Source organism: Variovorax sp. J22P240 (genome assembly GCF_030316855.1).
GTDB lineage: Bacteria > Pseudomonadota > Gammaproteobacteria > Burkholderiales > Burkholderiaceae_C > Variovorax.
Window position 1 is genome coordinate 45,577 of the sequence record NZ_JASZYR010000016.1, and the last position, 24,278, is coordinate 69,854.

Genomic DNA, 24,278 nt, shown 5'->3' on the forward strand with positions numbered 1-24,278 from the left:
CTTCGGCCCGGCAAAGCCGGTTCCGTGGTGTTCCGGGTTTTTTGTTCCCCGCCCTAAAGGTTTGAAAAGCGTTGCCGATAACTAGTCCAACGATGGCTTGAGTCTCACGGAGAGTCCGGGTCCAGCGTTACGGCCAGAGGCCGGAAGTCCACAACCTTTGTCAACCAGGAGTCGAGCATGGCGCAAGTCATCAACACCAACAGTCTCTCGCTGCTCACGCAGAACAACCTCAACAAGTCGCAATCGTCGCTGAACACCGCGATTCAACGGCTGTCTTCCGGCCTGCGCATCAACAGCGCCAAGGACGACGCCGCTGGTCAGGCCATTGCCAACCGCTTCACGGCCAACATCAAGGGCCTGACGCAAGCCCAGCGCAATGCCAACGACGGCATCTCGCTCGCCCAGACGACGGAAGGCGCGTTGAGCGAAGTCAACAACAACCTGCAACGCATTCGCGAACTGTCGGTGCAAGCCGCGAACGGCTCCAACTCGGCCTCCGACCTGACGTCGATCCAGGACGAAATCAAGCAGCGTCTCTCCGAAATCGACCGTACGTCGGCCCAAACCGACTTCAACGGCGTGAAGGTTCTGTCCTCGGCCGCCAAGACCCTGACCGTGCAAGTCGGCGCGAACGACGGCGAGACCATCGACATTGCCCTGAAGGAAATCAGCTCGAAGACCCTCGGCATGGACGGCTTCAATGTCGCCGGTCCGACTGCAACCGCTGCCTTCACGTTCGACGGCTCGACCGACTCTTCCGCTGCAATCGCAACGACCGCTGACTACCAGAAGGCCTACGGCGCCACGACCGGCATCGCCGGCGACTCCGTGACTGAGGCTGTCACCGACGACCTGTCCACCAAGCTGGGCCTGGCTGCTGGCGAGGTGGTTCTTTCGGGCAACGTGGTCGTGGACGGCAAGGGTGGCATGTACGCCCAGGTCGAGATCAGCGTGGCTGATGCAGCTGCCGAATCCGCGCTGCAAAACCAGGGCTTCAAGGACGCCGTCAGCGGCGGCACGATTTACCGCTACGTCGCCCTCGACCCGCAATCGGCCGACACCAGCTCGGGCACGTCCGCTGACTTCACGGTCGACACGTCGAAGATCACCGCCGCCAGCCTGCAGACCGGCACGACCTCCAGCCCCCTGGCTGCCATCGACGCCGCCCTGAAGAAGGTCGACGACCTGCGCAGCTCGCTCGGTGCGGTGCAAAACCGTTTCGACTCGGTGATCACCAACCTCGGCACGTCCATCACCAACCTGTCGTCGTCGCGTTCGCGCATCGAAGACGCCGACTACGCAACGGAAGTGTCGAACATGACCCGCGCGCAGATCCTGCAACAGGCTGGTACCTCGGTGCTGGCCCAAGCCAACCAGACCACGCAAGGCGTGCTCTCCCTCCTGCGTTAAACCAGGAACGGGTCCGAGGCCACTCCCGCGGCGGAGGGTCTCGAGCCCGCGCAGGCCATCGGGTGAAAGCCCGTGGGCGCCTGCGCTGTCCTCTGCGGCCAGGCATCCAGGCCGCAGAGGACAGCGAACACAACCAGGAGTCGGAACCTGTCGATCCACCGCACCTCCATGACCCGTTTTCCAGGAAAGAACAAATGGCATCGATCAGCAGCCTAGGCGTTGGCTCCAATCTTGACCTCAGCACCCTGCTGACCCAACTGCAGACGGCTGAAAGCCAGCCACTCGTGAACCTGCAGAGCCAGCAGGTGAGCTTCACGACCAAGCTCTCCGCCTACGGCACGCTCAAGAACTCGCTCACGTCGCTGCAGGCGGCGGCGACCAAGTTGTCCAACCCGGCGCTCTTCCAGGGAGTGAAGGGAAACGTCAGCGCGACGGACGTCCTGTCGGTGGTCGCGACCGGCACGGCGGTCGCAGGCGACTACGCCATCGACGTGACCCGGCTTGCGCAGTCGCAGTCGCTGGTCTCCGCGGGCCAGGCCAGCGCCAAGACGGCGATCGGAACGGGCACCGTGAAGATCGAATTCGGCACCATCACTGGCGGGACGCTGGATCCCGCAACGGGCACCTACAACCCCGGCGCCGGCTTCACGGCGGACGCCACGCGCACGGCCTTGCCGATCACGATCGATGCGTCCAACAACACGCTCGAAGGCATCCGCGACGCGATCAACTCGTCCAAGGCCGGCGTGAGCGCGAGCATCGTCAACGACGGCAGCGCGACGCCCAACCGCCTCGTGCTGACCTCCACGCAGACCGGCGAGACGTCGAGCATGAGCATCTCCGTGACGGGCGACGCGGCCCTCCAGAGCCTGCTTGGAAACGATCCCACCGCCACGCAGAACCTGCGGCAGAGCGTCGCGGCGCAGAACGCCAAGCTGACGGTCAACGGCATCGACATCAGCAGCACGTCCAACGTCGTCAAGGAAGCCATTCAAGGCACCACCTTGAACCTTCTCAAGATCGGGACGAGCAAGCTGTCCATGCAGAAGGACACGGCCTCCGTGCTGTCGGCCATCGGCGATTTCGTGAAGGCCTACAACAGCCTGCAGAACACGGCGAAGTCGCTCACCGCCTACGACGCGGACAAGAAGCAGGGTGCCGCGCTGCTCGGCGATGCGACCTTGCGCAATTTGCAGACTCGCATTCGCCAAGCCCTCAACACGCCGCAATCCGGTGGCCCGGACGATATGAAGGTTCTGTCGGAAATCGGCGTCTCGCTCCAGAAGGACGGAACCTTGTCGATGGACTCGGACAAGCTTTCCGCCGCACTGAACAACAAGCTGGACGGTGTTTCGAAGCTGTTCGCGAGCGGTGAAGGCAGCACAGCGGGCTATGGCAAGCAACTGAGCGCACTGGTAGATGACCTCACCTCCACGCATGGCGCGCTGCAGGCCGCGACCGACGGCGTGAACGCCACGCTGAAGCAGCTCGATGAGCAGTACACCAAGATGCAGGACCACGTGACGGCCACGGTCGATCGCTATCGCGCCCAGTTCACGCAGCTCGACCTGCTGGTGAGCAGCATGAACAACACCATGAAGTACCTGACGCAGCAGTTCGATGCGATGAGCAGCAGCGACTGATTCATCACCACCCGGAGCCATCGATGTACACACCTCACACCTTCAGAACCGGCGCCGGCGCCTATGCGCGCGTGGGCGTGGAAACGAGCGCGATGAGCGCTTCGCCGCACCAACTCATCTGCATGTTGTTCGATGGTGCCAGGACCTCGATCGGCATGGCGCGCCATCACATGGCGGCCGGGGAGATCGTGGCCAAGGGCAATGCGATCTCCAAGACCATCGGCATCGTCGACAGCGGCCTGAAGGCCGCCCTCGATGCGAAGGCGGCCGGGCCTGCCGGCGAAGAGCTGGTGAGCAACCTGACCGCCCTCTACGACTACATCATCCAAAGGCTTCTGTTCGCCAACCTGCGCAACGACGCGCAGGCGCTGGACGAAGCCGATGGCCTTCTCGACAACATCGCTTCAGCCTGGCGCGAGATCGACGCCAGCGCACCGCGCGCCTGAGACACGCGTGATGAACACGACAACCAGAAGAGACAACATGGCAACCACGAGCGAAGTCGTTCACTGCTACGACCAGTTGGCCGCGCGCGTCGCGCTCATGGCCGAACTGGCGCGCGCAAAGGACTGGGCGCGGCTTCCTGAACTGGAAGCCCAATGCTCGGCATTGGTCGAGCGTCTGAAAGTGATTCAGCCGCTCGAAGCGCTGGACCCGGCGCAGTTCGAGGAGACACGTCGCCTGATCGAGCGCATCCGCGCCGACCAGGACGAGGTGTGCGGACTGGTCAAGCCGCAGATCGAGCAATTGATTGCGCGCATGTCGCTTCTGAGCCAGCAGCGCAGCCTCGACCGCGCCTACGGGCCCCCGCACTAAAGCGCACGAGTTCGCCGTGATCGGACTGTCCGGATTGATCGACAACCTGCTGGCCGCGAAGGTTTCGCCGCGGCTGGACGTGCTCGCCATCAAGGGCGAGACCGAAGTCGATGCGCCCGGACCGGTGTTGCAGGTGCAGAAGGTCGAGAACGATGTTCGCCTGCTCTCCCATGCCGCACTCGACCGGCTGATTCCCGTCGGACCTTCGGACGCTCCGCTTGCCTCGGGCGCGCGTCCATCCGCCGAGGCCGAGTTGTCGGTGGCGGCACGCGTCATCAGCGCGGTGCTGTCGGATCTTCATGGCGATGCGGGCCCGGTGCGGGGCGTTGCGCCTGCGTGGCCGTCGCCCCAGCCCGCGTCGGCTGCGGTGCTGGCGGGCGCGCTGGCGCAGACGGTGTCCGACAGCGGACTCTTCTATGAGTCGCACCTGGCCGAGTTCGCGAGTGGCACGCGCACGCTGGCGCAACTGGCGCAGGAGCCTCAGGCGCGCTGGGCGACGCCGCCTGCACGGCAGGCGATGGCCCTGGCTGCCGCATCGGCTGAAGCCGCGCAGCCGACCGCAACGAAGACCGTGTTGCCGGTGACGGCCGCGCAGGCTGGCCCGAACCGGAATGACCCGTTGTCGTCGCGAGCCGCCGCACCCCCTGCCACTGATCCGGATCTGCCGCCCGATGCCGCTCGTGTGCAGGCCGCCTACCGGTGGGGCGAGGCGCCGACGCCGGCTGCCCTGCACCCGTCAACGCAGAAAGTAGATGAAGCGATCGCAGTCCGGCACGGCGCCGCCGCGGTCGCTTCGAGTTCAGCGACACCCGCGCAACCTGCCGAAGTGATACATCCGCATGCGGTGGCGATCGTGCACCAGCAACTCGACCTGCTGGCGACGGCGGTCTTTCGCTGGAGCGGCGAGGCCTGGCCCGGCGTTGCGATGAACTGGACGGTCGAGAAGGAAGCCGCCGGCCCGTCGGACGAAGCGTCCGGCGACGACAACCCGAGGCGCTGGTCAACCACCGTCTCGATGAGCCTGCCCCGGCTGGGCGACGTGGATCTGCGCCTCAGCCTCGCGGGCCCCGGCCTGCACGCCAGGCTGGCCGCCAGCGAGCCTGGAACGGTGACGGCATTGCGCGCCGATGGCGACGCACTGATCAATCGGCTGGAGGCCGCCGGCTTCCGGATGCAGGACTTGCAGGTGGCGCCGAAGGCCTTGGCGGAGCGGGGATCGTGAGCACGCCCATGGACGAGCGGCAAAGCGCTGTGGCGCTTTCGCATGCGGACAAGGACCGGGCGCCGGTGGTCGTGGCCAAGGGCTACGGCGTCGTGGCCGAGTCGATCATGCGCGAGGCGAGGGAGAACGGGCTCTACGTCCATGCGTCCGCCGACCTCGTCAAGTTGCTCATGCAGGTCAACCTCGACCAGCAGATCCCGCCGCAGCTTTACCGCGCCGTGGCCGAGGTCATGGCCTGGATCCACGGGCTCGAAAGCCGCGCCCACTTGGAAGCGCGTCCATGAAAAATTTCACGCCGCGGCAATGGAATGAACTATTTCGTTTCATTGTCAATGAATATTCATTTAGTTTTTCCACGCGATGAATGCTTTCTGATTCAGTCGCTGGATTAGTACTTTTTAAATCATCACAATTAAACGGTGTCGCCTTTTTCCCCTGTAACTAATTTGGTTGCTTTTTAGACTGTTTTCCAGGAGATGTCAGATAAGTCTCACTTTTCGGAACGTCGCCGTGTGAGTCTGAACAAGTTGTTAAAAATTGTGTATAGACTTCAACCCTGATTGAATGGAGTACCGGGCCCGATTGCCGCGCACCATCATGTGGACCTCACGATGTCCGGATGAATTGGAGTTCAAGCAATAAATTGCCCTGTGATCGGTGGAATTGTTATTGAATCTGTATTTCCGGATGGAACGATTTCTAATTAAACACCGAATTAATTTCTCCGCTGATCGATAAATCCGGGTTTGTGAAAAATGTGAATCGCATTTTTCAGTGTTTCATTTGTGCGTGAACTGCACATTTTTAGATTGGGGTTCAGAGTGGAAATCGAAAACAATGGCGATGCGGGCGGTGGTGGTGACGTCTCGAAGGAGATCGGTGACATCAACCTGGCCTACATGCTGCTCGCGCAGAAGCTGGCGAAGCAGGACCGCGCCGCCGCGATGTATCGCCTCGGCGTGGGCCGCGAGCTCGCCGATCTGCTCGCCAACATGTCCCTGACGCAGATCGTCAAGCTGGCGACGTCCAACTTCTTGCTGTGCAGCTTTCGCCTCGAAGACCACCCGATGTTCGCGGTGTTCGGCGAAGGCAAGGACACCGCGCTGCAGCAGGCGCACATGTCGATCCTGATGGCGGCACGCCAGACCCGTGATGCGGAAGCCGTGGCATGACTGTCAAAAGTGTGCTCGGGGAGGTCCGGCAGGTTCAACTCGCGGTCGAATTGATCGAGCTCGGCGCCCGGTTGCAATTCCTGGAAGCCGAAGTCGGATTGAGCCGGGAGCGGCTGATCCGCCTTTACAAGGAATTGAAAGGCGTTTCACCACCCAAGGGACTGTTGCCGTTTTCGACCGACTGGTACATGACGTGGCTGGCCAACATCCATTCGTCGATGTTCTACAACATGTACCGGTTCATGCTGCGCGAGGCCAATGAGCCCGAATTGCAGGCGCTGATCAAGGCCTACCGCCTCTATTCCGAACAGATCTCGGCCCACGGCGGCGAAATCGTGCTCGATTTCACACGCGCCTACACGATGGTCCGGTTTTTCGACAGCGACATGCTGCAACTGAGTACCTGCAGCCGTTGCGGAGGCCATTTTGTCGCTCACGCGCACGACCATCAGCACGGTTATGTGTGCGTGCTGTGCCGGCCGCCCTCCCGCGCGGGCAAGGCGCGCGCCCCGAAGGCGAGCGACGAAGCGGTCAAGGCCCCGCGGGTCGCCCGGGATCCGGGCTTGTCCGCGCATTCAGCGTTGGGCGCGAGCGGAATTCATTGACCACGGCAGATTGTCTCGATTCGCTAATTTCTTGATGTGACGCCTGAGGGCAAAGGGGGACGCGCGTGCTAGTGCTGGTTGGATATCTTGTGGTGGTGGGTGCCGTGTTCGGGGGCTATGGCCTCATGGGTGGTCATTTCGGCGTCCTGTTCCAGCCGGTGGAGTTGCTGATGATCGGAGGCTCCGCGCTGGGCGCCTTCATCGCGGGGAACAACGGCAAGACGATCAAGGCGACGATCAAGGAACTGCCGCTCCTGCTGCGCTCGTCCAAGCACAACCGGCAGCTCTACATGGACCTGCTGGCGCTTCTGTACGAACTCCTGGCCAAGGCGCGCAAGGAGGGAATGATGAGGCTGGAGTCCGACGTCGAGAACCCGGCCGAAAGCGAAATATTCAGCCGCTATCCAACCATCATGGCCGACGCCGGCGTGATGGAGTTTCTCTGCGACTACCTGCGCCTGGTCGTCAGCGGCAACACCGACGCCTTCGAGATCGAGGCGCTGATGGACCACGAGATCGAGACCATCCGCCACGAGGCCGAGATCCCGTCGCACAGCCTCGCACGCGTGGCCGATGCACTGCCCGCGCTGGGCATCGTGGCGGCGGTGATGGGCGTGGTCCACGCGCTGGGCTCGGCCAATCTGCCACCCTCGGAAATGGGCGCACTGATCGCGCACGCGATGGTGGGCACTTTCCTGGGCGTGCTGCTGGCCTATGGTTTCGTGACGCCGTTGTCGACCGTCATCGAGCAGAAGGTGGAAGAGGGCATGAAGGTCTATCAGTGCGCCAAGGTCACGTTGCTCGCAAGCCTCAACGGCTATGCGCCCCAACTGGCCGTGGAGTTCGGCCGAAAGGTGCTCTTCTCGACCGAGCGTCCCAGCTTCACCGAACTGGATGACCACGTTCGGGAAGTCAAGGCGCGCTGAGCGCGGGGGACGAAGCATGAGCGCTGAGAAGCATCGCGTCATCGTCAAGCGCGTCGCCGGGGATGGCAGCGGGCACCACGGTGGCGGCTGGAAGATCGCCTATGCCGACTTCATGACGGCCATGATGGCGTTCTTCCTCGTGATGTGGCTCCTGTCCATCTCGACGCCCAAGCAGCGTGAAGGCATCGCCGAGCATTTCCGGATGCCGTTGAAGGTTGCGCTGCACGGCGGCGAAAAGAGCAGCCTGAGTTCGAGCGTGATCCCCGGTGGCGGGCCCGACCCCATGCAGGTCGAAGGCGAAGAGAAGCTGTCCGAGGCGGAGCGCGAAGAAATGGCGGATGCCGCGCGCCTCGCCGACATGAAGAAGCGCCTGGACGAACTCATCGAGAACAGCCCGGTCTTCAAGCAGTTCCGCTCGCAGATCCTGATCGACATCACCACCGAAGGCCTGCGCCTCCAGATCGTCGACAGCGACAAGCGTCCGATGTTCGACCTCGCCAGCGCGAAGGTCGTTCCGCACATGCGCGCCATCCTGCGCGAACTCGCGCCCACGCTCAACGATCTGCCGAACCGGATCACCCTGTCGGGCCACACCGACGCACACGTCTACACCAATGGCGACAAGGCGTACGGCAACTGGGAACTCTCCGCCGACCGTGCGAACGCTTCGCGCCGCGAACTGGTGATGGGCGGCATGACCGAGGCCAAGGTGCTGCGCGTCGTCGGCCTGGCCGACAGCATGCACCTGGACAACGCCGATCCACGCAACCCGATCAATCGCCGCATCAGCATCATCCTGCTCAACCGCCAGACTCAGGAGCGCATCGAGAGAGAGAACAGCGGCGCGGCTGCCGCGCCCAGCACCCGGGTCGGCGCGTCGCTCCCCGCATCCGCAAGCGGCAGCAACGTGAAGTTGATCTCATTCAAATCATCGGCGCCGACGCAGTAACAGCGAGACCACAAGAAGATGGACCTCAGTCAGTTTTCCCAAGCATTCTTCGTCGAAGCCATCGAGCTTCTGGCGCAGATGGAGCAACTGCTCCTCGAACTCGATGTCGAGTCGCCGGACAGCGAGCAGCTCAACGCCATCTTTCGCGCGGCCCATTCGATCAAGGGCGGGGCGGCCACTTTCGGCTTCACCGCATTGACGGAAACGACCCACCTGCTGGAGACCCTTTTGGATCGGGCGCGTCATGGCCAGTTGAGCCTGAGCGGTCCGATGATCGATGCCTTTCTGGAAACGAAGGACGCCTTGCAAGAACAACTCACTGCCTATCAGGCTGGCAAAGAACCCGAGCCTGAACGAGTCGCGCACATCTGTGCGGTGCTTCAACAACTCGCGCTCGAGAACGGCGACGGTGCGTCCGTACCCGCATCGGCGCCAGCGCCAGCCCCCGTGATGGTGGCGGCGCCTGCGCCAGTGGCTGCAGCAGCAAGCGGGCAGGGTGCGTTGCGGATTCGCTTCTCGCGCCTGTCGGACAGCGAGTGCAACCTGCTCGCCGACGAACTCGGCAACCTCGGCAAGATCCTCTCGCGCACGCGCAGCAACGATCTGTTGACCGTGGTGCTCGAAACGACCTGCGAACCGGACGCCATCATCGCGGTGTGCTGCTTCGTCATCGACGAGTCGCAGATCGACATCACGCGCGAATCCGCAGAAGCGGCGCCCGCCGAAGCTGCCGCCGCGCCGGCCGCGCCGGTACCGGCACCTGCGGTGGGCGCTCCCGTCGAGGCGGCCGGCAAGCCGCAAGTCTCGGCCGCATCCCCCGCCGCCGCAGCGCCGGGTGCGAAGGAATCGAGCTCGATCCGCGTGGACGTCGAGAAGGTCGACCAGCTCATCAACCTGGTAGGCGAACTGGTCATCACCCAATCCATGCTCACTCAGGCGGCGACCATGCTCGACCCGGTGGCCTACGAGCGTTTCCTCAGCGGCCTGGGCCATCTGGAGCGCAACGCACGCGACCTGCAGGAATCGGTCATGTCGATCCGCATGATGCCGATGGACTATGTGTTCAGCCGCTTCCCGCGCGTGATCCGCGACGTCAGCGCCAAGTTGGGAAAGCAGGTGCGTCTCGACACCTTCGGCAAGGAAACCGAACTAGACAAGGGATTGATAGAGCGCATCGTCGACCCGCTGACCCACCTGGTGCGCAACAGCCTCGACCATGGCATCGAGACGCCGGAGATCCGCCTCGCGAAGGGCAAGGAAGCGACCGGCCAGCTGCTGTTGTCCGCGCAGCACCACGGCGGCAACATCGTGATCGAGGTGAGCGACGACGGCGCGGGCCTGAACCGCGAGAAGATCCTCGCCAAGGCCATGCAGCAGGGCCTCAACGTGAGCGAGTCGATGCCGGACGACGAGGTGTGGCAGCTCATCTTCGCGCCGGGCTTCTCGACCGCGGAGCAGGTCACCGACATCTCCGGGCGCGGCGTCGGCATGGACGTGGTCAAGCGCAACATCCAGGAGATGGGCGGCCACGTGGAGATCCAGTCGCGCGGCGGCCATGGCACCACGACCCGCATCGTGCTGCCGTTGACGCTGGCGATCCTCAACGGCATGTCCGTCAAGGTCGGCAGCGAGGCCTACATCCTGCCGCTGAGCTACGTGATCGAGTCGCTGCAGCCGCTGCCGGAGCATCTGCATTCGATCACCAGCGACGGCCATGTCATCAAGGTGCGCGGCGAATACCTGCCGCTGATCGAGCTGCACCGCGTCTTCGACGTGTCGGGCGCGCAGGTCAATCCCACGCAGGGCATCCTCGTGATCGTCCAGGCCGACGACACGCGCTTCGCGCTGTTGGTCGACGAACTGCTCGGCCAGCACCAGGTCGTCGTGAAGAACCTGGAGACCAACTACCGCAAGGTGCCCGGCATCTCGGCGGCCACGATCCTCGGCGATGGCAGCGTAGCTTTCATCATCGACGTCGGCGCCATGCCCCGCATCCAGCGCGCGCAGGCCGCGAGCAGCGCGGCCCTGGCCGGCGCATCGCGCAGGGACCCGATCGCGGCCTGAAACGCTCTCACCAGGCAATGCCCCGTACATCCTGCAGCGACGGGGTGATGGTTACCAATTCAGACGGAGACATTTGCAATGCGGTTTGACTTTTTCAGGCGCCAGGGAACGACCAGCGAACCCGTGGCGGCAGAGCGCGGCGAACGTACCGAGCCCATGATCGAGACGCGGGTGCCGGCATACCAGCCTCCGGAGCCCCGCGGCGCGAACGGCTTCGTGACCTACGCCTTGCAACTGGACGCGCAGAAGCGTGTCAGGGGCTACAGGTTGGCCTGGCGTGCAGCGGGCGGCGGCCCTGAGGCGCCGGATGCTTCGGCGCAGTCCAGGGCGCTGCTCTCCTGCGTATCCAGGCATCTCAATTCCGGCAAGGGATCCCGGCTCGGGCGGCTCGTGCTGTTCCTCGACGTCACGGTCGACACGCTGTTCCAGAGCGAGCTTCAGGCGCTGCCGCCGGAGAGCGTCGTGCTGTGCATGGGCCTGGACGACCTGATGGACGCGGACACGCGTTCGATGCTGCTGTTCCTTCGCGAGCAAGGCTTCGGCTTCATGCTGTGCAATGCAGAGGCGCTGCCGCACGACCCGGCCCTGCTGGAGGTCATCACGCACTTCGACGTGGGCAGCGGCGACAGCGACCTCGTGGCCAGCGTGCGCAATGATCGGCTGCCAGAACAGCCGCGCGTGCAGCTGATCGCGACCCGCATGAACGGCTGGGACAACTTCGACGCCTGCGCCGCGCGCCACGTGGATGTGTTCGTCGACGGCGACCACCCGCCACCGCCGGTGGAGAAGGGCGCCGCCATGCTGCAACCCGAGTCCATGCTGATCGTGCGGCTCATGCAGATGATCCAGCGCAACGAGGACGTGCGCTCCATCGAATCGGCACTCAAGCGCGACGCTGCGCTGACCTATCGCCTGCTTCGGCACATCAACTCGCCGGCGATCGGCGCTGGCGTCGAGATCACTTCGCTGCGTCATGCGGTGGCCATGCTGGGCTATTCGCCGCTGTACCGCTGGTTGTCGCTGCTGCTGGCCACGAGCAACAAGACCAGCTCCCCGTTCATGATGAAGAAGGCCATCATGCGCGGCCGCTTCGTCGAGCTGATGGGCCACGGCATGCTGCCCTCCAGCGAGGCCGACAACCTCTTCGTGGTGGGCATGTTCTCGCTCGTCGACCAACTGCTCGGCATCTCCATGCAGGAAGTGTTTGCCAAGGTGCAGCTCGCCGAGTCCGTGCAGCAGGCGATCCTGCATCGCGAGGGTGTCTACGCACCCTTCCTTGCGCTGGTGGAAGCCTGCGAGACGGGCACCGACCAGGCGGGGCGTTTCGCGGAGGCGCTGTTCGTCAGCGCCGAACAAGTGAACGCGGCGCATCTCTCGGCCATGGTCTGGTCGCATGAAGTCAGCGCGGTCGAGATCGGCGACTGAGCACGCTGCGCGATATGCGAGCCTTTAGTCCCGTTGATCGAAGCATTGGCAAAGAGTCTCCCTATGTACATTGAAAGCCATGCTTCGATCTTGGCCGTGAATACCGAATTCCTCTTCACCGACAGCGATTTCTCGAGAATCCGGACGCTCATTCACCGCCGTGCCGGCATCGCGCTGGGCGAGCAGAAGCGGCAGATGGTGTACAGCCGGCTCTCGCGACGTCTGCGCGAACTGCGGCTGCCGGAATTCTCGACCTATCTCGAACTGCTGGAGTCGCGCCATGACGGCGACGAGTGGCAGTCGTTCATCAACTCGCTGACGACCAACCTGACCTCGTTCTTCCGCGAGGCCCACCACTTTCCGGTGCTGGCCGAGCACGTGCGCAAGGCGCAGCAACCGGTCACCGTCTGGTGCGCAGCCGCATCGACGGGCGAGGAGCCCTATTCGATCGCCATGACGCTGATCGAGGCGCTCGGCGATCGCGCCGGTTCCGCCAGGATCATCGCGACCGACATCGACACGGCGGTGCTAGCGAAAGCCTCGGCAGGCGTTTTCACCGCGGAGCAAGTTGGCCGCCTATCCGCCGATCGGCTGCGCCGCTTCTTCAACAAGGGTACGGGCTCGAACGCCGGCAAGGTGCGCATCCGGCCCGAGGTCGCGGCCATGGTGAAGTTCTCGCGGCTCAACCTGCTGGACCCTTCGTGGTCGGTCAAGGAGCCGGTGGACGCGATCTTCTGCCGCAACGTGATGATCTATTTCGACAAGCCGACGCAGAAGAAGGTGCTGGACCGCTTCGCGCCGCTGCTCAAGACCAACGGGCTGCTGTTCGCCGGCCACTCCGAGAACGCGTCGCTCGTGAACCAGACCTTCAAGCCGTTGGGTCATACGGTGTACGAGCTGTCGCGAAGCCCGGGCAAGGGGTTGGCATGAACGCCGCGGTGCCGGGATCGGTCGCGAAGCATCACTACTTCGACCGCGACGTGGGCAGCATGGCGGTCAAGCTGCTGCCGTCGGAGTACTACGTCACGACGACCGACACGGTGCTGACCACGGTGCTGGGCTCGTGCGTCGCCGCCTGCATCGTCGACATCGACAACGGCGTCGCGGGCATGAACCATTTCATGCTGCCCGAGGATGGCGAGGCCGCCCCGCGCGATCAGACCGAGTCGATGCGCTACGGCGCCTACGCAATGGACGTTCTCATCAGCGAAATGATCCGCTCTGGCGCGCGCCGCGAGCGGCTGCAGGCCAAGGTCTTCGGCGGCGCCGCGGTGCTGGCCAACATGACCACGCTCAACATCGGCGACCGCAATGCCGACTTCGTCCTGCGCTACCTGAGCGCCGAGCGCATCAGCGTCGCGGCGCAGGACTTGCGCGGCCAGCATGCGCGCCGCGTGTGCTTCATTCCGGCGAGCGGCAAGGCCGTGGTGCGCAAGCTGAGCGGCCAGGCCGATGTGCAAGTGATTCAGCGCGAGGAGGGCGAGCTGCTGCGCAAGCTCACCACCCGGCGCTCGACCCCCGGGCCCCAGGCGGGCTGCAGCGCCGCCGGCGACGCCATGCCCGCGGCCAGAACCAAAGGAAGCCGGTGAGCGCGAACAAGATCAAGGTGCTGTGCGTCGACGATTCGGCGCTGATACGCAGCGTGATGACCGAAATCATCAACAGCCAGCCCGATATGACGGTGGTCGGCACCGCCGCCGACCCGCTGGTGGCGCGCGACCTCATCAAGGTCACGAATCCCGACGTGCTGACGCTCGACGTCGAGATGCCGCGCATGGACGGCCTCGAGTTCCTCGAGAAGCTCATGCGCCTGCGGCCCATGCCCGTGGTGATGGTGTCCTCGCTGACCGAACGCGGCTCCGAGATCGCATTGCGCGCGCTGGAGCTGGGCGCGATCGACTTCGTGACGAAGCCCCGGCTGGGCGTGCGCGACGGCCTGCTCAACTACACGGAGCTGATCGCCGGCAAGATCCGCACGGCGTTCGGTGCCCGGCTGCTGCCCTCGCGCAGCAATGCCGCAGCAAAGTCATCGGCGAACGCGCCGCCGGAAGCGCTGCTGCGCAGCCCGCTGCTCAGCACCGAGAAGCTCATCATCATCGGCGCGTCCACGGGCGGCACCGAAGCCATCCGCGAGGTTCTGCACCCCTTGCCGCCGGACTGCCCGGCGGTCCTCATCGCGCAGCACATGCCCGCAGGCTTCACGAAGTCATTCGCGCAGCGGCTCGACGGCCTCTGCCGCATCACGGTAAAGGAAGCTGAGCACGGCGAGCGCGTGCTGCCGGGCTATGCGTACATCGCGCCCGGCGCATTCCATCTGTCGCTCGCCCGCAGCGGGGCCAACTATGTCGCGCACCTGGACCAGGAGCCACCGGTCAACCGGCATCGTCCGTCGATCGACGTGCTGTTCGATTCGGCCGCCAGGCATGCCGGCAAGAACGCCATCGGAATGATCCTCACGGGCATGGGCAAGGATGGCGCCGAAGGCTTGCTGCGGATGAAGAAAGCCGGCGCCTTTACGCTCGCGCAGGACGAGGCGAGCTGCGTGGTCTTCGGCATGCCGAAGGAAGCGATTGCATTGGGCGCTGCCGACGAGGTGGCGCCGCTGGGAGAGATGAGCCGGCGCGTGCTGGCCCATCTGCGCACTTTCGGTGCGCGGACGAATCGAGTTTGAACGAACTGTTTGGAGTGAGAGATATCGTGATCGACAAGAGCATCAAGATTTTGGTTGTGGACGACTTCCCGACCATGCGCCGTATCGTGCGCAACCTTCTGAAGGAACTCGAGTTCCTGAACGTCGACGAGGCCGAGGACGGCGCGGCCGGCATCGAGAAGCTGCGCGGCGGCAACTTCGGCTTCGTGGTCTCGGACTGGAACATGCCCAACATGGACGGCCTGAAGATGCTGCAGACCATCCGCGCCGACCCCGAGTTGAGCAAGCTGCCGGTACTGATGGTGACGGCCGAGGCCAAGAAGGAGAACATCGTGGCGGCGGCACAAGCGGGCGCGAACGGCTATGTGGTCAAGCCCTTCACTGCGGCCACGCTCGAAGAGAAGATCACGAAGATCTTCGAGAAACTCAACAAGTAGGGGGCATGCGATGAGCCAACAACCCGCCGAGGCCGAACAGGGGAACACCGCCGAGCAGTTGCTGGGCCGCATCGGGCAGCTGACGCGCCAGTTGCGCGAAGGCATGCGCGAACTGGGCCTGGACAAGCAGGTCGAGAAGGCCGCCCAGGCGATCCCGGGTGCGCGCGACCGGCTGAACTACGTTGCCGAGACCACCGAGCGCGCGGCGCATCGCGCGCTCAACGCCGTCGATGTGGCGCAGCCGCTGCAGGAAGGCCTCGCGAGCGATGCCAAGGGCCTGAGCCGGCGCTGGGATGAATGGTTCGCGAACCCGATCGAGTTGGACCATGCGCGCGAACTGGTGATGGACACGCGCGGCTACCTGAAGGACGTGCCCGAGAAGGCCGGTGCCATCAACACGCAGCTGATGGAGATCCTCATGGCGCAGGATTTCCAGGACCTGACCGGCCAGGTCATCAAGAAGATGATGGAAGTGGTCAACGAGGTCGAGACGCAACTGCTGCAGGTGCTGATCGACAACTCGCCGGCCGAGAGGCGGCAGGAAATCAACAGCAGCAACCTGATGAATGGACCGCAGATCGTTCCGGGCAACCCCGAGGCCGTGACGGATCAATCGCAGGTGGACGACCTGCTCGCCAGCCTGGGTTTCTAGGAAGGCCGAGTCGCTCCTATTGGGTGAGAAGGAGGGCGATCTCGCTCTTGATCGGCCGATTGCTCCGGCTCTCCGAATCCAATAATCAGTCATGAGCAGGCGTCCTTCGCCGATGCTCCTGGAGCATGAATGGCTGAGGAAAGCGATCTCGAGAAAACGGAACCCGCCTCTGAGCGACGGCTTGAAAAGGCGCGCGAAGAAGGCAACGTGGCCCGCTCACGTGAGCTGACCACGCTGGTGATGCTGGGCACCGCCCTCGGCGGTCTGTGGTTCACGGCCCAGTCCCTTGGAAGCACCCTGAGTGCCGCACTGCGACGCGGTCTGCACTTCGAGCGCGCTGCCGCGTTCGAGCCGTCCCACATGCTGGCCCAGACCGGCACCATGGCGCTCCAGACGCTCATGGCCATCGCGCCGTTCTTCGCGATGATGTTGGTGGCCGCGGTGGTCGCGCCGCTGATGCTCGGCGGCTGGCTTTTCTCGGGCAAGGCCGTGTCGCCCAACTTCGGCAAGCTCGAACCCTTCGCGGGCGTCGCGCGCATGTTCTCCACGCAGTCGCTGGCCGAGCTGATCAAGGCGCTGGCCAAGTCCGCGCTCATCGGCGGCGTGGCCTACCTCGTCATCTCGAACAATCTCGAAAGCATCATGCAGCTCATGGCGCTGCCCGTGAGCGCCGCGCTGCCGCAGACCATCATGCTCGTCGGCCGCGACTGCGCGTCGATCGCTGCGGCGCTGTTGCTGGTGGCGCTCGTCGACGTGCCCTGGCAACTGTGGACCTACTACAAGAAGCTGCGCATGTCGCGCGAGGATGTGCGCCAGGAGCACAAGGAAAGCGAAGGCGATCCACACATCAAGGCACAGATCCGCCGCCAGCAGCAGGCGATGGCCAAGCGGCGGATGATGGCCGAGGTCCCCAAGGCCGACATCGTGGTGACGAACCCCACTCACTTCGCGGTGGCGCTCAAGTACGTCGACAGCGACATGCGGGCGCCGCGGGTGGTCGCCAAGGGCACAGACCTGGTGGCGCAGCGCATTCGCGAGATCGCCGAGGCCAACAAGGTTGCCATTCTCGAAGCGCCGCCGCTCACGCGTGCGCTCTACAAGCACACCCGGCTCGGCGACGAGATCCCGTCGGGCCTCTACACGGCGGTGGCAGAGGTACTCGCGTGGGTCTACCAGCTCAAGCGCTGGAAGGACGAAGGCGGTGATGAGCCGCGCACGCCGAAGGACCTGCCCATTCCCGAGGCGCTCGAATATTCCCTGAAGTCCGCATGAACTCCCTTGCAAGCCTGATGCGTCTGCCGACGCAAATGTTCTCCGGCAACCAGTTCAAGGGACTGGCGGGTCCGATCCTCATCATCATGATCCTGAGCATGATGGTGCTGCCGCTGCCGCCCTTCCTGCTGGACCTGCTGTTCACCTTCAACATCGCGATGTCGGTGATGGTGCTGCTGGTGAGCATGTACACCATGAAGGCGCTGGACTTCGCCGCCTTCCCCGCGGTGCTGCTGTTCTCGACCTTGCTGCGCCTCTCGCTCAACGTGGCTTCCACGCGCGTGGTGCTCATGCACGGCCACACCGGTCCGGATGCGGCCGGCAAGGTGATCGAGGCCTTCGGGCACTTCCTCGTCGGCGGCAACTTCGCGGTGGGCGTGATGGTGTTCATCATCCTGGTGCTCATCAACTTCATGGTGATCACCAAGGGTGCGGGCCGCATCGCCGAGGTCGGTGCGCGCTTCATGCTTGACGCGATGCCCGGCAAGCAGATGGCGATCGACGCCGACCTCAACGCCGGCCTGATCGGCGAGGACGTCGCACGCAAGCGCCGCACCGAAGTCGCGCAGGAAGCCGACTTCTACGGCTCCATGGACGGTGCCAGCAAGTTCGTGCGCGGCGACGCGGTCGCGGGCCTGCTGATCATGGTCATCAACATCATCGGCGGCCTGGTGGTCGGCGTGGTGCAGCACGGGCTGGATTTCTCGACAGCGGGCAAGACCTACACGCTGCTCGCCATCGGCGACGGCCTGGTCGCTCAGATCCCGGCGCTGGTGATCTCGACGGCGGCCGGTGTGATCGTCTCGCGCGTGACGACAGACGAGGACGTCGGCCGCCAGCTGACGGGCCAGCTCTTCTCCAACCCGCAGGTCCTGTTCCTGACGGCCGGCATCATCGGCCTGATGGGCATGATCCCGGGCATGCCGAACCTGGCCTTCCTGCTGATCGCAGGCGGCCTCGCGTGGCTGGGACGGGGCCTGCTCAAGCGCAAGCCGCAACAGGCTGCAGCGGCGCAGGCGGCGGCCGCGCAAGCTGCGGCGGTGCCCGCTGCCGAGATGGCCGAGGCGACGTGGGACGACATCGCGCTGGTCGATCCGCTCGGCATGGAAGTCGGCTACCGCCTCATCCCGTTGGTGGACCAGTCGCAGCAGGGCGAACTGCTGGGCCGCATCAAGAGCATCCGCAAGAAGATCGCGCAGGACATCGGCTTCCTGGTGCCAGTGGTGCACATCCGCGACAACCTGGAAATCAAGCCGAACACCTACGTCATCAGCCTGAAGGGCGTGGAGATCGGCCGCGGCGAGGCCTTCCCGAACCAGTGGATGGCCATCAACCCCGGCCAAGTCTCCGGCACCTTGCCCGGCACGCCGACGCAGGACCCGGCTTTCGGCCTGCCGGCCGTCTGGATCGACAGCAACATGCGCCAGCAGGCGCAGATCTACGGCTACACGGTGGTCGATGCCTGCACGGTGATGGCGACACACCTGAATCACTTGATCCAGACGCACGCGGCCGAACTGCTCGGCCGTCAGGAGGTCCAGCAACTGCTCGATCAGATCGCCAAGACCGCGCCGAAGCTGACCGAGGACCTCGTGCCCAAGATCGTGACGCTGAGCACGCTGCACAAGGTGCTGCAGAACCTGCTGGACGAAGAGGTGTCGATCCGCGACATGCGGACCATCCTCGACGTGATGGCCGAGCACGCGCCGACCCTCAAGGACGCCACGGAACTGACCACGCTGACGCGCCTGGCCCTCGGCCGCGCGATCACGCAGCAGCTCTTCCCGGGCGATACCGAATTGCAGGTCATCGGCCTCGACGGCTCGCTCGACAGCGTGCTGCAGCAGGCCATGACCAACAGCAGCGGCATCGAGCCAGGGCTCGCCGACAGCCTGTTGCGCCAGACACAGGCCGCCATTGCGCGACAGGAGCAGATGGGGCTCGCGCCCGTGCTGGTTGTCCAGCACGCGCTGCGCGTGCTGTTGTCGCGCTTCCTGCGGCGCAGCCTGCCGCAACTCAAGGTGCTCTCCCACGCGGAGATCCCTGACTCTCGCAACATCAAGATCACCGCCACCATTGGAGGAAGAGTTTGAGCATTTCTACAGACGTGCGGACCACGGCCCGCAGATTCGTCGCGGCCACCAGCCGCGAAGCCCTTCGCCTCGTTCGGGAAGCCCTGGGAGCGGAAGCCATCGTGCTGACCAACCGCGCTCTCGCCGATGGCGTGGAGATCGTGGCGATGGCCGAAGGCGACGTGACGCAGGCGCTCAAGAGCGCCGAACCTGTCGCACCCCCAGCGCTCGCAGCGCCGGTCGGCCAGGTCGTTCCGGCGAAGCCCCTTGCGACCCCGGCGCAAGAACCGGCAGCCCACACCGACACGGTGCTGAACGAGCTGCATTCGATGCGCGGCATGATCGAGGAACAACTCGCCAGCGTCGTATGGAACGACAAGCAACGCCAGGATCCCGTGCGCGGGCGGCTGTTGCGCACGCTGCTCGGCGCCGGCTTCAGCGCGAAGCTGTCCAAGGCCTTGCTGGAAAAGCTGCCCACCGGCCAGACCTACGCGCAGGGCATGGCCTTCGCGCGCTCGGAGCTGATCCGCGCGGTGCCGGTGCATGAAGACGAAGACGCGTTGCTCGCGCAGGGCGGCGTGTACGCACTGATGGGTCCGACCGGCGTCGGCAAGACCACCACCACCGCCAAGCTCGCCGCCCGCTGCGTGATGCGCTTCGGCGCGGACAAGCTCGCGCTGGTGACGACCGACAGTTACCGGATCGGAGCCTATGAGCAACTGCGCATCTATGGTCAGATCCTCAACGTGCCCGTGTATGCCGTGAAGGACGCGGCCGACCTGCACCTGGTGCTGCAGGACCTGCGCGACAAGCACATGGTGCTCATCGACACCGTGGGCATGAGCCAGCGCGACCGCGCCGTCTCGGACCAGATCGCGATGCTGTGCACCAGCCATCGTCCGGTCAAGCGCCTGCTGTTGCTCAATGCGACCAGCCATGGCGACACGCTCAACGAGGTGGTGCACGCCTACCGCCACGGCGGGGGCGGCAATGAACTCGCGGGCTGCATCTTCACCAAGGTCGACGAGGCCACGCATCCGGGTGCGCTGATCGACACGGTGATTCGCCATCGCCTGCCCGTGCACTACATCTCCAGTGGCCAGAAGGTGCCCGAGAACCTCATGCTCGCCGATCGCGCGCAACTGGTGGACAGTGTCTTCCAGCCGCGCCGGCACAACCCGCTGTTCGTGCCCGCGGAAGCGGACATGCGGGACGAGCCTGCAGGCGCCGCACCGTCGGCGCAGGTCGTCCAGGCGCAGGCCGAGGCCGACCGTCTTCGCGCGCAATACCAGAACCTCATCCGCGCCATGGCGCACGACGCGCAGGAACTGGCGACCGCCGCCGGCGCACTCGCAGGCGCACAGATCGGCTTTGAGAGCGCACGTCGCCTCTGGCGCAGCGCGGGCGACGAGGACATCGGCCACAAGGCGGTGCTGCAGGACCTGATGGTGCATGCCCGCAGCGAGATCGCGGCCGGCTGCGACCACCACGTGCTCGCGCTGTGCGGGCAGGTCGGCCTGCGCTCCAACGAAGGCGGCGACGCATACGAATGCCAGAGCAGCCTGCTGCTGTCCGATCGCAGCGGCTCACCGCTCTGCGCGCCGAACCAGTGGCTTTCCACGGCCGCGACGCGTGGCGGCGGCGATGCCCGGCGCAAGCCCGGCATGCGGCAAGTGCAGTGGCTGCGCCAACAAGATTTCGGCAAATCGGTCGTGCACGTGCTGCCGCGGCTGCCCGCCAGCGAGCTCATGGCCGAGTGGCAGGCGCAAGCGCAGAAGTGGCTGGCCCACGCGCCGGGTTCGACCGGCGTCATCGACCCGCACACCGGCGCATCGGGCGCGCTGGCGCGCAGGGACTTCGAGTTCGGCGAGGCGCATCCCGTCCTGTTCCGCGGCAAGCCTGCGGTGCAATGCGAGGCGCATGCCGAGGTGATCCTTCGTGCCGGTGCCGACAACGCCGTGCTGCCCACGCTGCGCTGCGTGGTGACGCGAGTGATGGACGAACGCAACCGGAAAATCCTCGCGCAAGACTATCTGCTGACCAACGTCGGCATGCAGGTCACCGCGCGGCAGCTGGCGCAATGGCAGGGATGGGCCGCCGAGGCGGACCCGTGCTTCCGCCTGATCCGTCAGGGCGTGCAGCTCGTGGGCGGCATGGGCGAGCTGGGCGATCCGAACATGATGAAGCGCCTGCTGATCGCGGGCCAGGTCACCACCACCGTGTGGCGGCTGTTGCAGGCCAACGGTGAGTGGGCCGACCGCACGCGCATGCTGTTGAACCAGCTGACCGGCCGGCCTGCGCGCTCCAGCCGGCCTCTCACCGGCAATGCCTTGTACGTGGGCGTGGGCAAGCTCTTCCTGCTGCTGGAGGCGCTCGGCACCGAATCGACGGCGCCGACGCAGCGGCAACACACGGTCCTGGAGCAGCAGGATTGAGGAGGCGCCCATGAGCAAGCTCGTTGCAGATCAGGCCGACGGATTGCGGCGCCTGTTGTCACACACGCCAACGCGCGTCGTGGCCGTTGCCGGCATCGCCCGCGGTGACGGCGCGACCACCACGGCGATGAACCTGGGCGCGGCCCTGGTGCATCAAGGAAAGGACGTGCTGCTCCTCGACGAGCATGGCCCGGCGGCGGACTCGGTCTGCGCCGTCTGGGGCCTCGATCCGCTGGGCAGCCTGGCAGACGTCGCCGATCGGCGGCTGACCCGCGACAGCGCGGTGGCGCGTTCAGGCTGCGGTGTCGCCGTGCTGCCGGCGCTTCCCGGCGTGCCGCATGCGGACGCCGATCCGCGCCTGCTGTGCCATGGCGGCGTGATCCTGATCGACGCGGCGTTCGACGGCGAAGGCCGACTGTCGTCGTTGGCCCGGCTCGCGGACGAGCTGGTGCTCGTGCTGCAGCCGAACGCTGCCTCGATCACGTCCGCCTATGCGGGCATCAAGCGCCTGCACTACGCGCATGGCTTGAAGCAATTGCGCTTCCTGGTCAACGCGGTGTCCAGCGTGGAAGAGGCACAGAAGGTCACGGCCAATCTCGCCAACACCGGCAGCCGCTATCTCGCGGTGTCCCTGGAGCCGGCCGGATGGGTTCGCGCCGATCCGCACCTGGCGGACGCGCGGCGACTGGGCGAGACCGTGGTCGAGGCCTTTCCAGCCAGCCCGGCCGCCGTGGATTTCAGGCGCATCGCGGGCGACTTGGGCCGCTGGCCCTGGCGGATCGTCGCGCCCGGCCGTACGAAAAGCATCGAGAACTCGGAGCAGGCGCCGCGCGCAGCGACGGTGCCTGCGCGTTCCGCGCACGCATCGGGCGCAGTCGCCGCCTGACCCGCGGAACGAACAACGAAAAAAAGGACTGAACGTGTACACCGCGCAGGGAACCATTGAAAAGTCCCATCTGCTGGAGCAGCACCAGCCGATGGTGCGCCGTATCGCGCTCCAGATGATCGCCAAGCTGCCCGCCAGCGTGGAACTCGACGACTTGATCCAGGCCGGGATGATCGGCCTGCTCGATGCGTCGAGCCGCTACCAGGACAACAAGGGCGCGCAGTTCGAGACCTTCGTCAGCCAGCGCATTCGTGGCGCGATGCTCGACGAGCTGCGTGCCAGCGACTGGGGCTCGCGCGGCCTGCGCCAGTCGGCACGCGGCGTCGAGAAGGCCATCCAGGCGCTCGAGCACCGGTTCGGCCGACCGCCCACCGAGGGGGAGATCGCCAGGGAGCTGAAGATGGACCTGGAGGCCTACCAGTCGCTGCTGCAGGAGATCCAGGGCTGCCAGCTCCTGTATGTCGAGGACTTCGCGAAGGGCGAGGCCGACAACCCCTTCATCGACATCCATGCGCAGGAAGCGCGCAAGGGGCAGCGCGTGAGCGACGACCCGCTGCAGCAATTGCTGGAGAGCGGCTTTCGCCAGCAACTGGTGGACGCCATCTCGGCGCTGCCCGAGCGCGATCAGCTGCTGTTGAACCTGTACTACGAAGAAGAACTGAACCTGCGCGAGATTGGCGCGATCCTCGAAGTGAGCCAGAGCCGTGTGTGCCAGTTGCACAGCCAAGCCATCAGCCGGTTGCGGGTGAGGTTGAAGGAACTGCTGTAGTCGCTGAAACGGTCGGACTTGCCAAGTATGTGTAGTTATTTCGTGTAACAATAATTGACATTGTTGGAGCCGGCGGCTGGCGTCGGGACCTGTCAGTCGAAGAGGACGCGATGATTTCTGCATACGTGGTCTTGGGAATCCCCGGCAACGCGACGCCTGAGGATGTCGAAGCTGCTTTTCAGCGGGCACGTTCGGCCTATACGCGGGAGCGGATGGCCCAGGACTCGCGCGTTGCGGAACAGTTGACCGAAGTCATCGACGCCTACAACGTATTGCGCGATCCGGATTCGCGTGCGGCGCACGACAGGAAACTGGCGCGTCCGGTCGCTGCGCGGCCGGTGCAACGGCGATTCGAAGTTCATCCCGCAGTCGAGCGGGAGTCCGGCATGCCCAAGGCGTTGATGCTCCTCGGCGTGCTCGTGGTCGCGCTTTTCGCGGTGGGTCTCTTCGTTCAGCACCGCCGACAGGTTGTCCAGCAGGAATTAGCGGCGCAAGCGCTTGAGACGGCTCGACAGCAAGCGGCCGCCGAGGCCGAAAGCCGAAAGGCGAGCGAACTGGAGGCCAGAGAGCGCGCTCGCGCAGACGAGGCTGCACAGGCAAAGGACCGTGCATTCCGCCGCGAGGCCGATGCGGCTCTCGTGCGTGCGCAAAGTGCGGATGCACGCCAGCGCTCGCTCGATTCGCAAAAATGGGCGGCCGAACAGCGAGAACAACAGCGCAAGGAGTCGGAACGCAATGCGGATGAGAGACGCCGGATCAGCGAAGGGCAGCGCAGGGTCGCCACCGACAAGCAGAGAATTCGTGAGCTCTGCTACATCAACTACCGTCGCTACGACTGCTGATCGGGACTTCCGGGCTGGGGCTGCGCCGCGA

Annotated in this window: 23 protein-coding genes; all 23 read left to right on the plus strand. The window is 64.9% G+C overall.

Features of this window, described 5'->3' with window-relative positions:
• Positions 1-177 precede the first annotated feature (177 nt).
• Positions 178-1,410: a FliC/FljB family flagellin gene (locus tag QTI24_RS26340; protein ID WP_286604381.1), complete on the plus strand. Its 1,233-nt coding sequence runs from the start codon at positions 178-180 to the stop codon at positions 1,408-1,410.
• A 194-nt stretch (positions 1,411-1,604) separates the two neighbouring features.
• Entirely contained in the window at positions 1,605-3,053 is a 1,449-nt protein-coding gene (gene fliD / locus QTI24_RS26345) for a flagellar filament capping protein FliD (protein WP_286604382.1), read from the plus strand.
• Positions 3,054-3,076: 23 nt separating this feature from the next.
• Entirely contained in the window at positions 3,077-3,499 is a 423-nt protein-coding gene (fliS, locus tag QTI24_RS26350; protein ID WP_286604383.1) for a flagellar export chaperone FliS, read from the plus strand.
• A 37-nt stretch (positions 3,500-3,536) separates the two neighbouring features.
• Entirely contained in the window at positions 3,537-3,869 is a 333-nt protein-coding gene (locus tag QTI24_RS26355) for a flagellar protein FliT (RefSeq protein ID WP_286604386.1), read from the plus strand.
• A 16-nt stretch (positions 3,870-3,885) separates the two neighbouring features.
• Entirely contained in the window at positions 3,886-5,091 is a 1,206-nt protein-coding gene (gene fliK, locus QTI24_RS26360) for a flagellar hook-length control protein FliK (protein ID WP_286604387.1), read from the plus strand.
• Between the two features lie 8 nt (positions 5,092-5,099).
• Positions 5,100-5,375, plus strand: a complete 276-nt coding sequence (locus tag QTI24_RS26365) for an EscU/YscU/HrcU family type III secretion system export apparatus switch protein (RefSeq protein ID WP_503011320.1) — start codon at positions 5,100-5,102, stop codon at positions 5,373-5,375.
• 537 nt (positions 5,376-5,912) lie between these two features.
• Complete coding sequence (flhD, locus tag QTI24_RS26370; protein ID WP_286604391.1) at positions 5,913-6,263, plus strand: flagellar transcriptional regulator FlhD; 351 nt, start codon at positions 5,913-5,915, stop codon at positions 6,261-6,263.
• A complete protein-coding gene (gene flhC, locus QTI24_RS26375) occupies positions 6,260-6,868 on the plus strand; it encodes a flagellar transcriptional regulator FlhC (protein WP_286604392.1) in 609 nt (202 codons plus the stop codon). The genes flhD and flhC overlap by 4 nt, the downstream gene beginning before the upstream one ends.
• A gap of 65 nt (positions 6,869-6,933) precedes the next feature.
• Positions 6,934-7,794: a flagellar motor stator protein MotA gene (gene motA, locus QTI24_RS26380; RefSeq protein ID WP_286604393.1), complete on the plus strand. Its 861-nt coding sequence runs from the start codon at positions 6,934-6,936 to the stop codon at positions 7,792-7,794.
• 16 nt (positions 7,795-7,810) lie between these two features.
• Positions 7,811-8,743 (plus strand): flagellar motor protein MotB, encoded by a 933-nt coding sequence (motB, locus tag QTI24_RS26385; RefSeq protein WP_286604394.1) that lies wholly within the window; start codon positions 7,811-7,813, stop codon positions 8,741-8,743.
• A gap of 18 nt (positions 8,744-8,761) precedes the next feature.
• Complete coding sequence (gene cheA / locus QTI24_RS26390; RefSeq protein WP_286604395.1) at positions 8,762-10,807, plus strand: chemotaxis protein CheA; 2,046 nt, start codon at positions 8,762-8,764, stop codon at positions 10,805-10,807.
• A 78-nt stretch (positions 10,808-10,885) separates the two neighbouring features.
• Positions 10,886-12,232 (plus strand): EAL and HDOD domain-containing protein, encoded by a 1,347-nt coding sequence (locus tag QTI24_RS26395; protein ID WP_286604396.1) that lies wholly within the window; start codon positions 10,886-10,888, stop codon positions 12,230-12,232.
• A 96-nt stretch (positions 12,233-12,328) separates the two neighbouring features.
• Positions 12,329-13,162: a CheR family methyltransferase gene (locus QTI24_RS26400; RefSeq protein WP_286604397.1), complete on the plus strand. Its 834-nt coding sequence runs from the start codon at positions 12,329-12,331 to the stop codon at positions 13,160-13,162.
• Complete coding sequence (gene cheD, locus QTI24_RS26405) at positions 13,159-13,821, plus strand: chemoreceptor glutamine deamidase CheD (RefSeq protein WP_286604399.1); 663 nt, start codon at positions 13,159-13,161, stop codon at positions 13,819-13,821. The genes QTI24_RS26400 and cheD overlap by 4 nt, the downstream gene beginning before the upstream one ends.
• Positions 13,818-14,903 (plus strand): protein-glutamate methylesterase/protein-glutamine glutaminase, encoded by a 1,086-nt coding sequence (locus tag QTI24_RS26410; RefSeq protein ID WP_286604401.1) that lies wholly within the window; start codon positions 13,818-13,820, stop codon positions 14,901-14,903. The genes cheD and QTI24_RS26410 overlap by 4 nt, the downstream gene beginning before the upstream one ends.
• Positions 14,904-14,932: 29 nt before the next feature.
• Positions 14,933-15,319, plus strand: coding sequence for a chemotaxis response regulator CheY (gene cheY / locus QTI24_RS26415; RefSeq protein WP_286604489.1), 387 nt, complete (start codon positions 14,933-14,935; stop codon positions 15,317-15,319).
• A gap of 10 nt (positions 15,320-15,329) precedes the next feature.
• On the plus strand, positions 15,330-15,971 hold the full coding sequence (cheZ, locus tag QTI24_RS26420) for a protein phosphatase CheZ (RefSeq protein ID WP_286604402.1): 642 nt from the start codon (positions 15,330-15,332) through the stop codon (positions 15,969-15,971).
• Positions 15,972-16,100: 129 nt separating this feature from the next.
• The gene (gene flhB, locus QTI24_RS26425) at positions 16,101-17,243 is read left to right on the plus strand and encodes a flagellar biosynthesis protein FlhB (RefSeq protein WP_286604404.1); all 1,143 of its coding nucleotides are present in this window, start codon (positions 16,101-16,103) and stop codon (positions 17,241-17,243) included.
• Positions 17,240-19,336 carry a flagellar biosynthesis protein FlhA gene (gene flhA, locus QTI24_RS26430; RefSeq protein WP_286604406.1) on the plus strand — a complete coding sequence of 699 codons (2,097 nt, stop codon included), beginning with the start codon at positions 17,240-17,242 and terminating at the stop codon, positions 19,334-19,336. Before flhB ends, flhA begins: the two co-directional genes overlap by 4 nt.
• Positions 19,333-21,750 (plus strand): flagellar biosynthesis GTPase FlhF, encoded by a 2,418-nt coding sequence (flhF, locus tag QTI24_RS26435; RefSeq protein WP_286604407.1) that lies wholly within the window; start codon positions 19,333-19,335, stop codon positions 21,748-21,750. The genes flhA and flhF overlap by 4 nt, the downstream gene beginning before the upstream one ends.
• 10 nt (positions 21,751-21,760) lie before the next feature.
• A complete protein-coding gene (locus tag QTI24_RS26440; protein ID WP_286604409.1) occupies positions 21,761-22,636 on the plus strand; it encodes a MinD/ParA family ATP-binding protein in 876 nt (291 codons plus the stop codon).
• A 34-nt stretch (positions 22,637-22,670) separates the two neighbouring features.
• Positions 22,671-23,405 carry an RNA polymerase sigma factor FliA gene (locus tag QTI24_RS26445; protein ID WP_286604411.1) on the plus strand — a complete coding sequence of 245 codons (735 nt, stop codon included), beginning with the start codon at positions 22,671-22,673 and terminating at the stop codon, positions 23,403-23,405.
• 386 nt (positions 23,406-23,791) lie between these two features.
• Complete coding sequence (locus QTI24_RS26450) at positions 23,792-24,247, plus strand: hypothetical protein (RefSeq protein ID WP_286604412.1); 456 nt, start codon at positions 23,792-23,794, stop codon at positions 24,245-24,247.
• The last annotated feature ends 31 nt before the right edge of the window (positions 24,248-24,278 follow it).

What these genes read in the sequence shown, in the direction of transcription:
- QTI24_RS26365 (WP_503011320.1), top strand. Translation starts at nt 5,100, where the DNA reads ATGGACGAGCGGCAAAGCGCTGTGGCGCTTTCGCATGCGGACAAGGAC.
- cheZ (WP_286604402.1), top strand. Translation starts at nt 15,330, where the DNA reads ATGAGCCAACAACCCGCCGAGGCCGAACAGGGGAACACCGCCGAGCAG.
- fliD (WP_286604382.1), top strand. Translation starts at nt 1,605, where the DNA reads ATGGCATCGATCAGCAGCCTAGGCGTTGGCTCCAATCTTGACCTCAGC.
- fliS (WP_286604383.1), top strand. Translation starts at nt 3,077, where the DNA reads ATGTACACACCTCACACCTTCAGAACCGGCGCCGGCGCCTATGCGCGC.
- cheA (WP_286604395.1), top strand. Translation starts at nt 8,762, where the DNA reads ATGGACCTCAGTCAGTTTTCCCAAGCATTCTTCGTCGAAGCCATCGAG.
- motB (WP_286604394.1), top strand. Translation starts at nt 7,811, where the DNA reads ATGAGCGCTGAGAAGCATCGCGTCATCGTCAAGCGCGTCGCCGGGGAT.
- cheD (WP_286604399.1), top strand. Translation starts at nt 13,159, where the DNA reads ATGAACGCCGCGGTGCCGGGATCGGTCGCGAAGCATCACTACTTCGAC.
- flhB (WP_286604404.1), top strand. Translation starts at nt 16,101, where the DNA reads ATGGCTGAGGAAAGCGATCTCGAGAAAACGGAACCCGCCTCTGAGCGA.
- QTI24_RS26450 (WP_286604412.1), top strand. Translation starts at nt 23,792, where the DNA reads ATGCCCAAGGCGTTGATGCTCCTCGGCGTGCTCGTGGTCGCGCTTTTC.
- flhC (WP_286604392.1), top strand. Translation starts at nt 6,260, where the DNA reads ATGACTGTCAAAAGTGTGCTCGGGGAGGTCCGGCAGGTTCAACTCGCG.
- QTI24_RS26355 (WP_286604386.1), top strand. Translation starts at nt 3,537, where the DNA reads ATGGCAACCACGAGCGAAGTCGTTCACTGCTACGACCAGTTGGCCGCG.
- QTI24_RS26340 (WP_286604381.1), top strand. Translation starts at nt 178, where the DNA reads ATGGCGCAAGTCATCAACACCAACAGTCTCTCGCTGCTCACGCAGAAC.
- QTI24_RS26395 (WP_286604396.1), top strand. Translation starts at nt 10,886, where the DNA reads ATGCGGTTTGACTTTTTCAGGCGCCAGGGAACGACCAGCGAACCCGTG.
- flhA (WP_286604406.1), top strand. Translation starts at nt 17,240, where the DNA reads ATGAACTCCCTTGCAAGCCTGATGCGTCTGCCGACGCAAATGTTCTCC.
- QTI24_RS26440 (WP_286604409.1), top strand. Translation starts at nt 21,761, where the DNA reads ATGAGCAAGCTCGTTGCAGATCAGGCCGACGGATTGCGGCGCCTGTTG.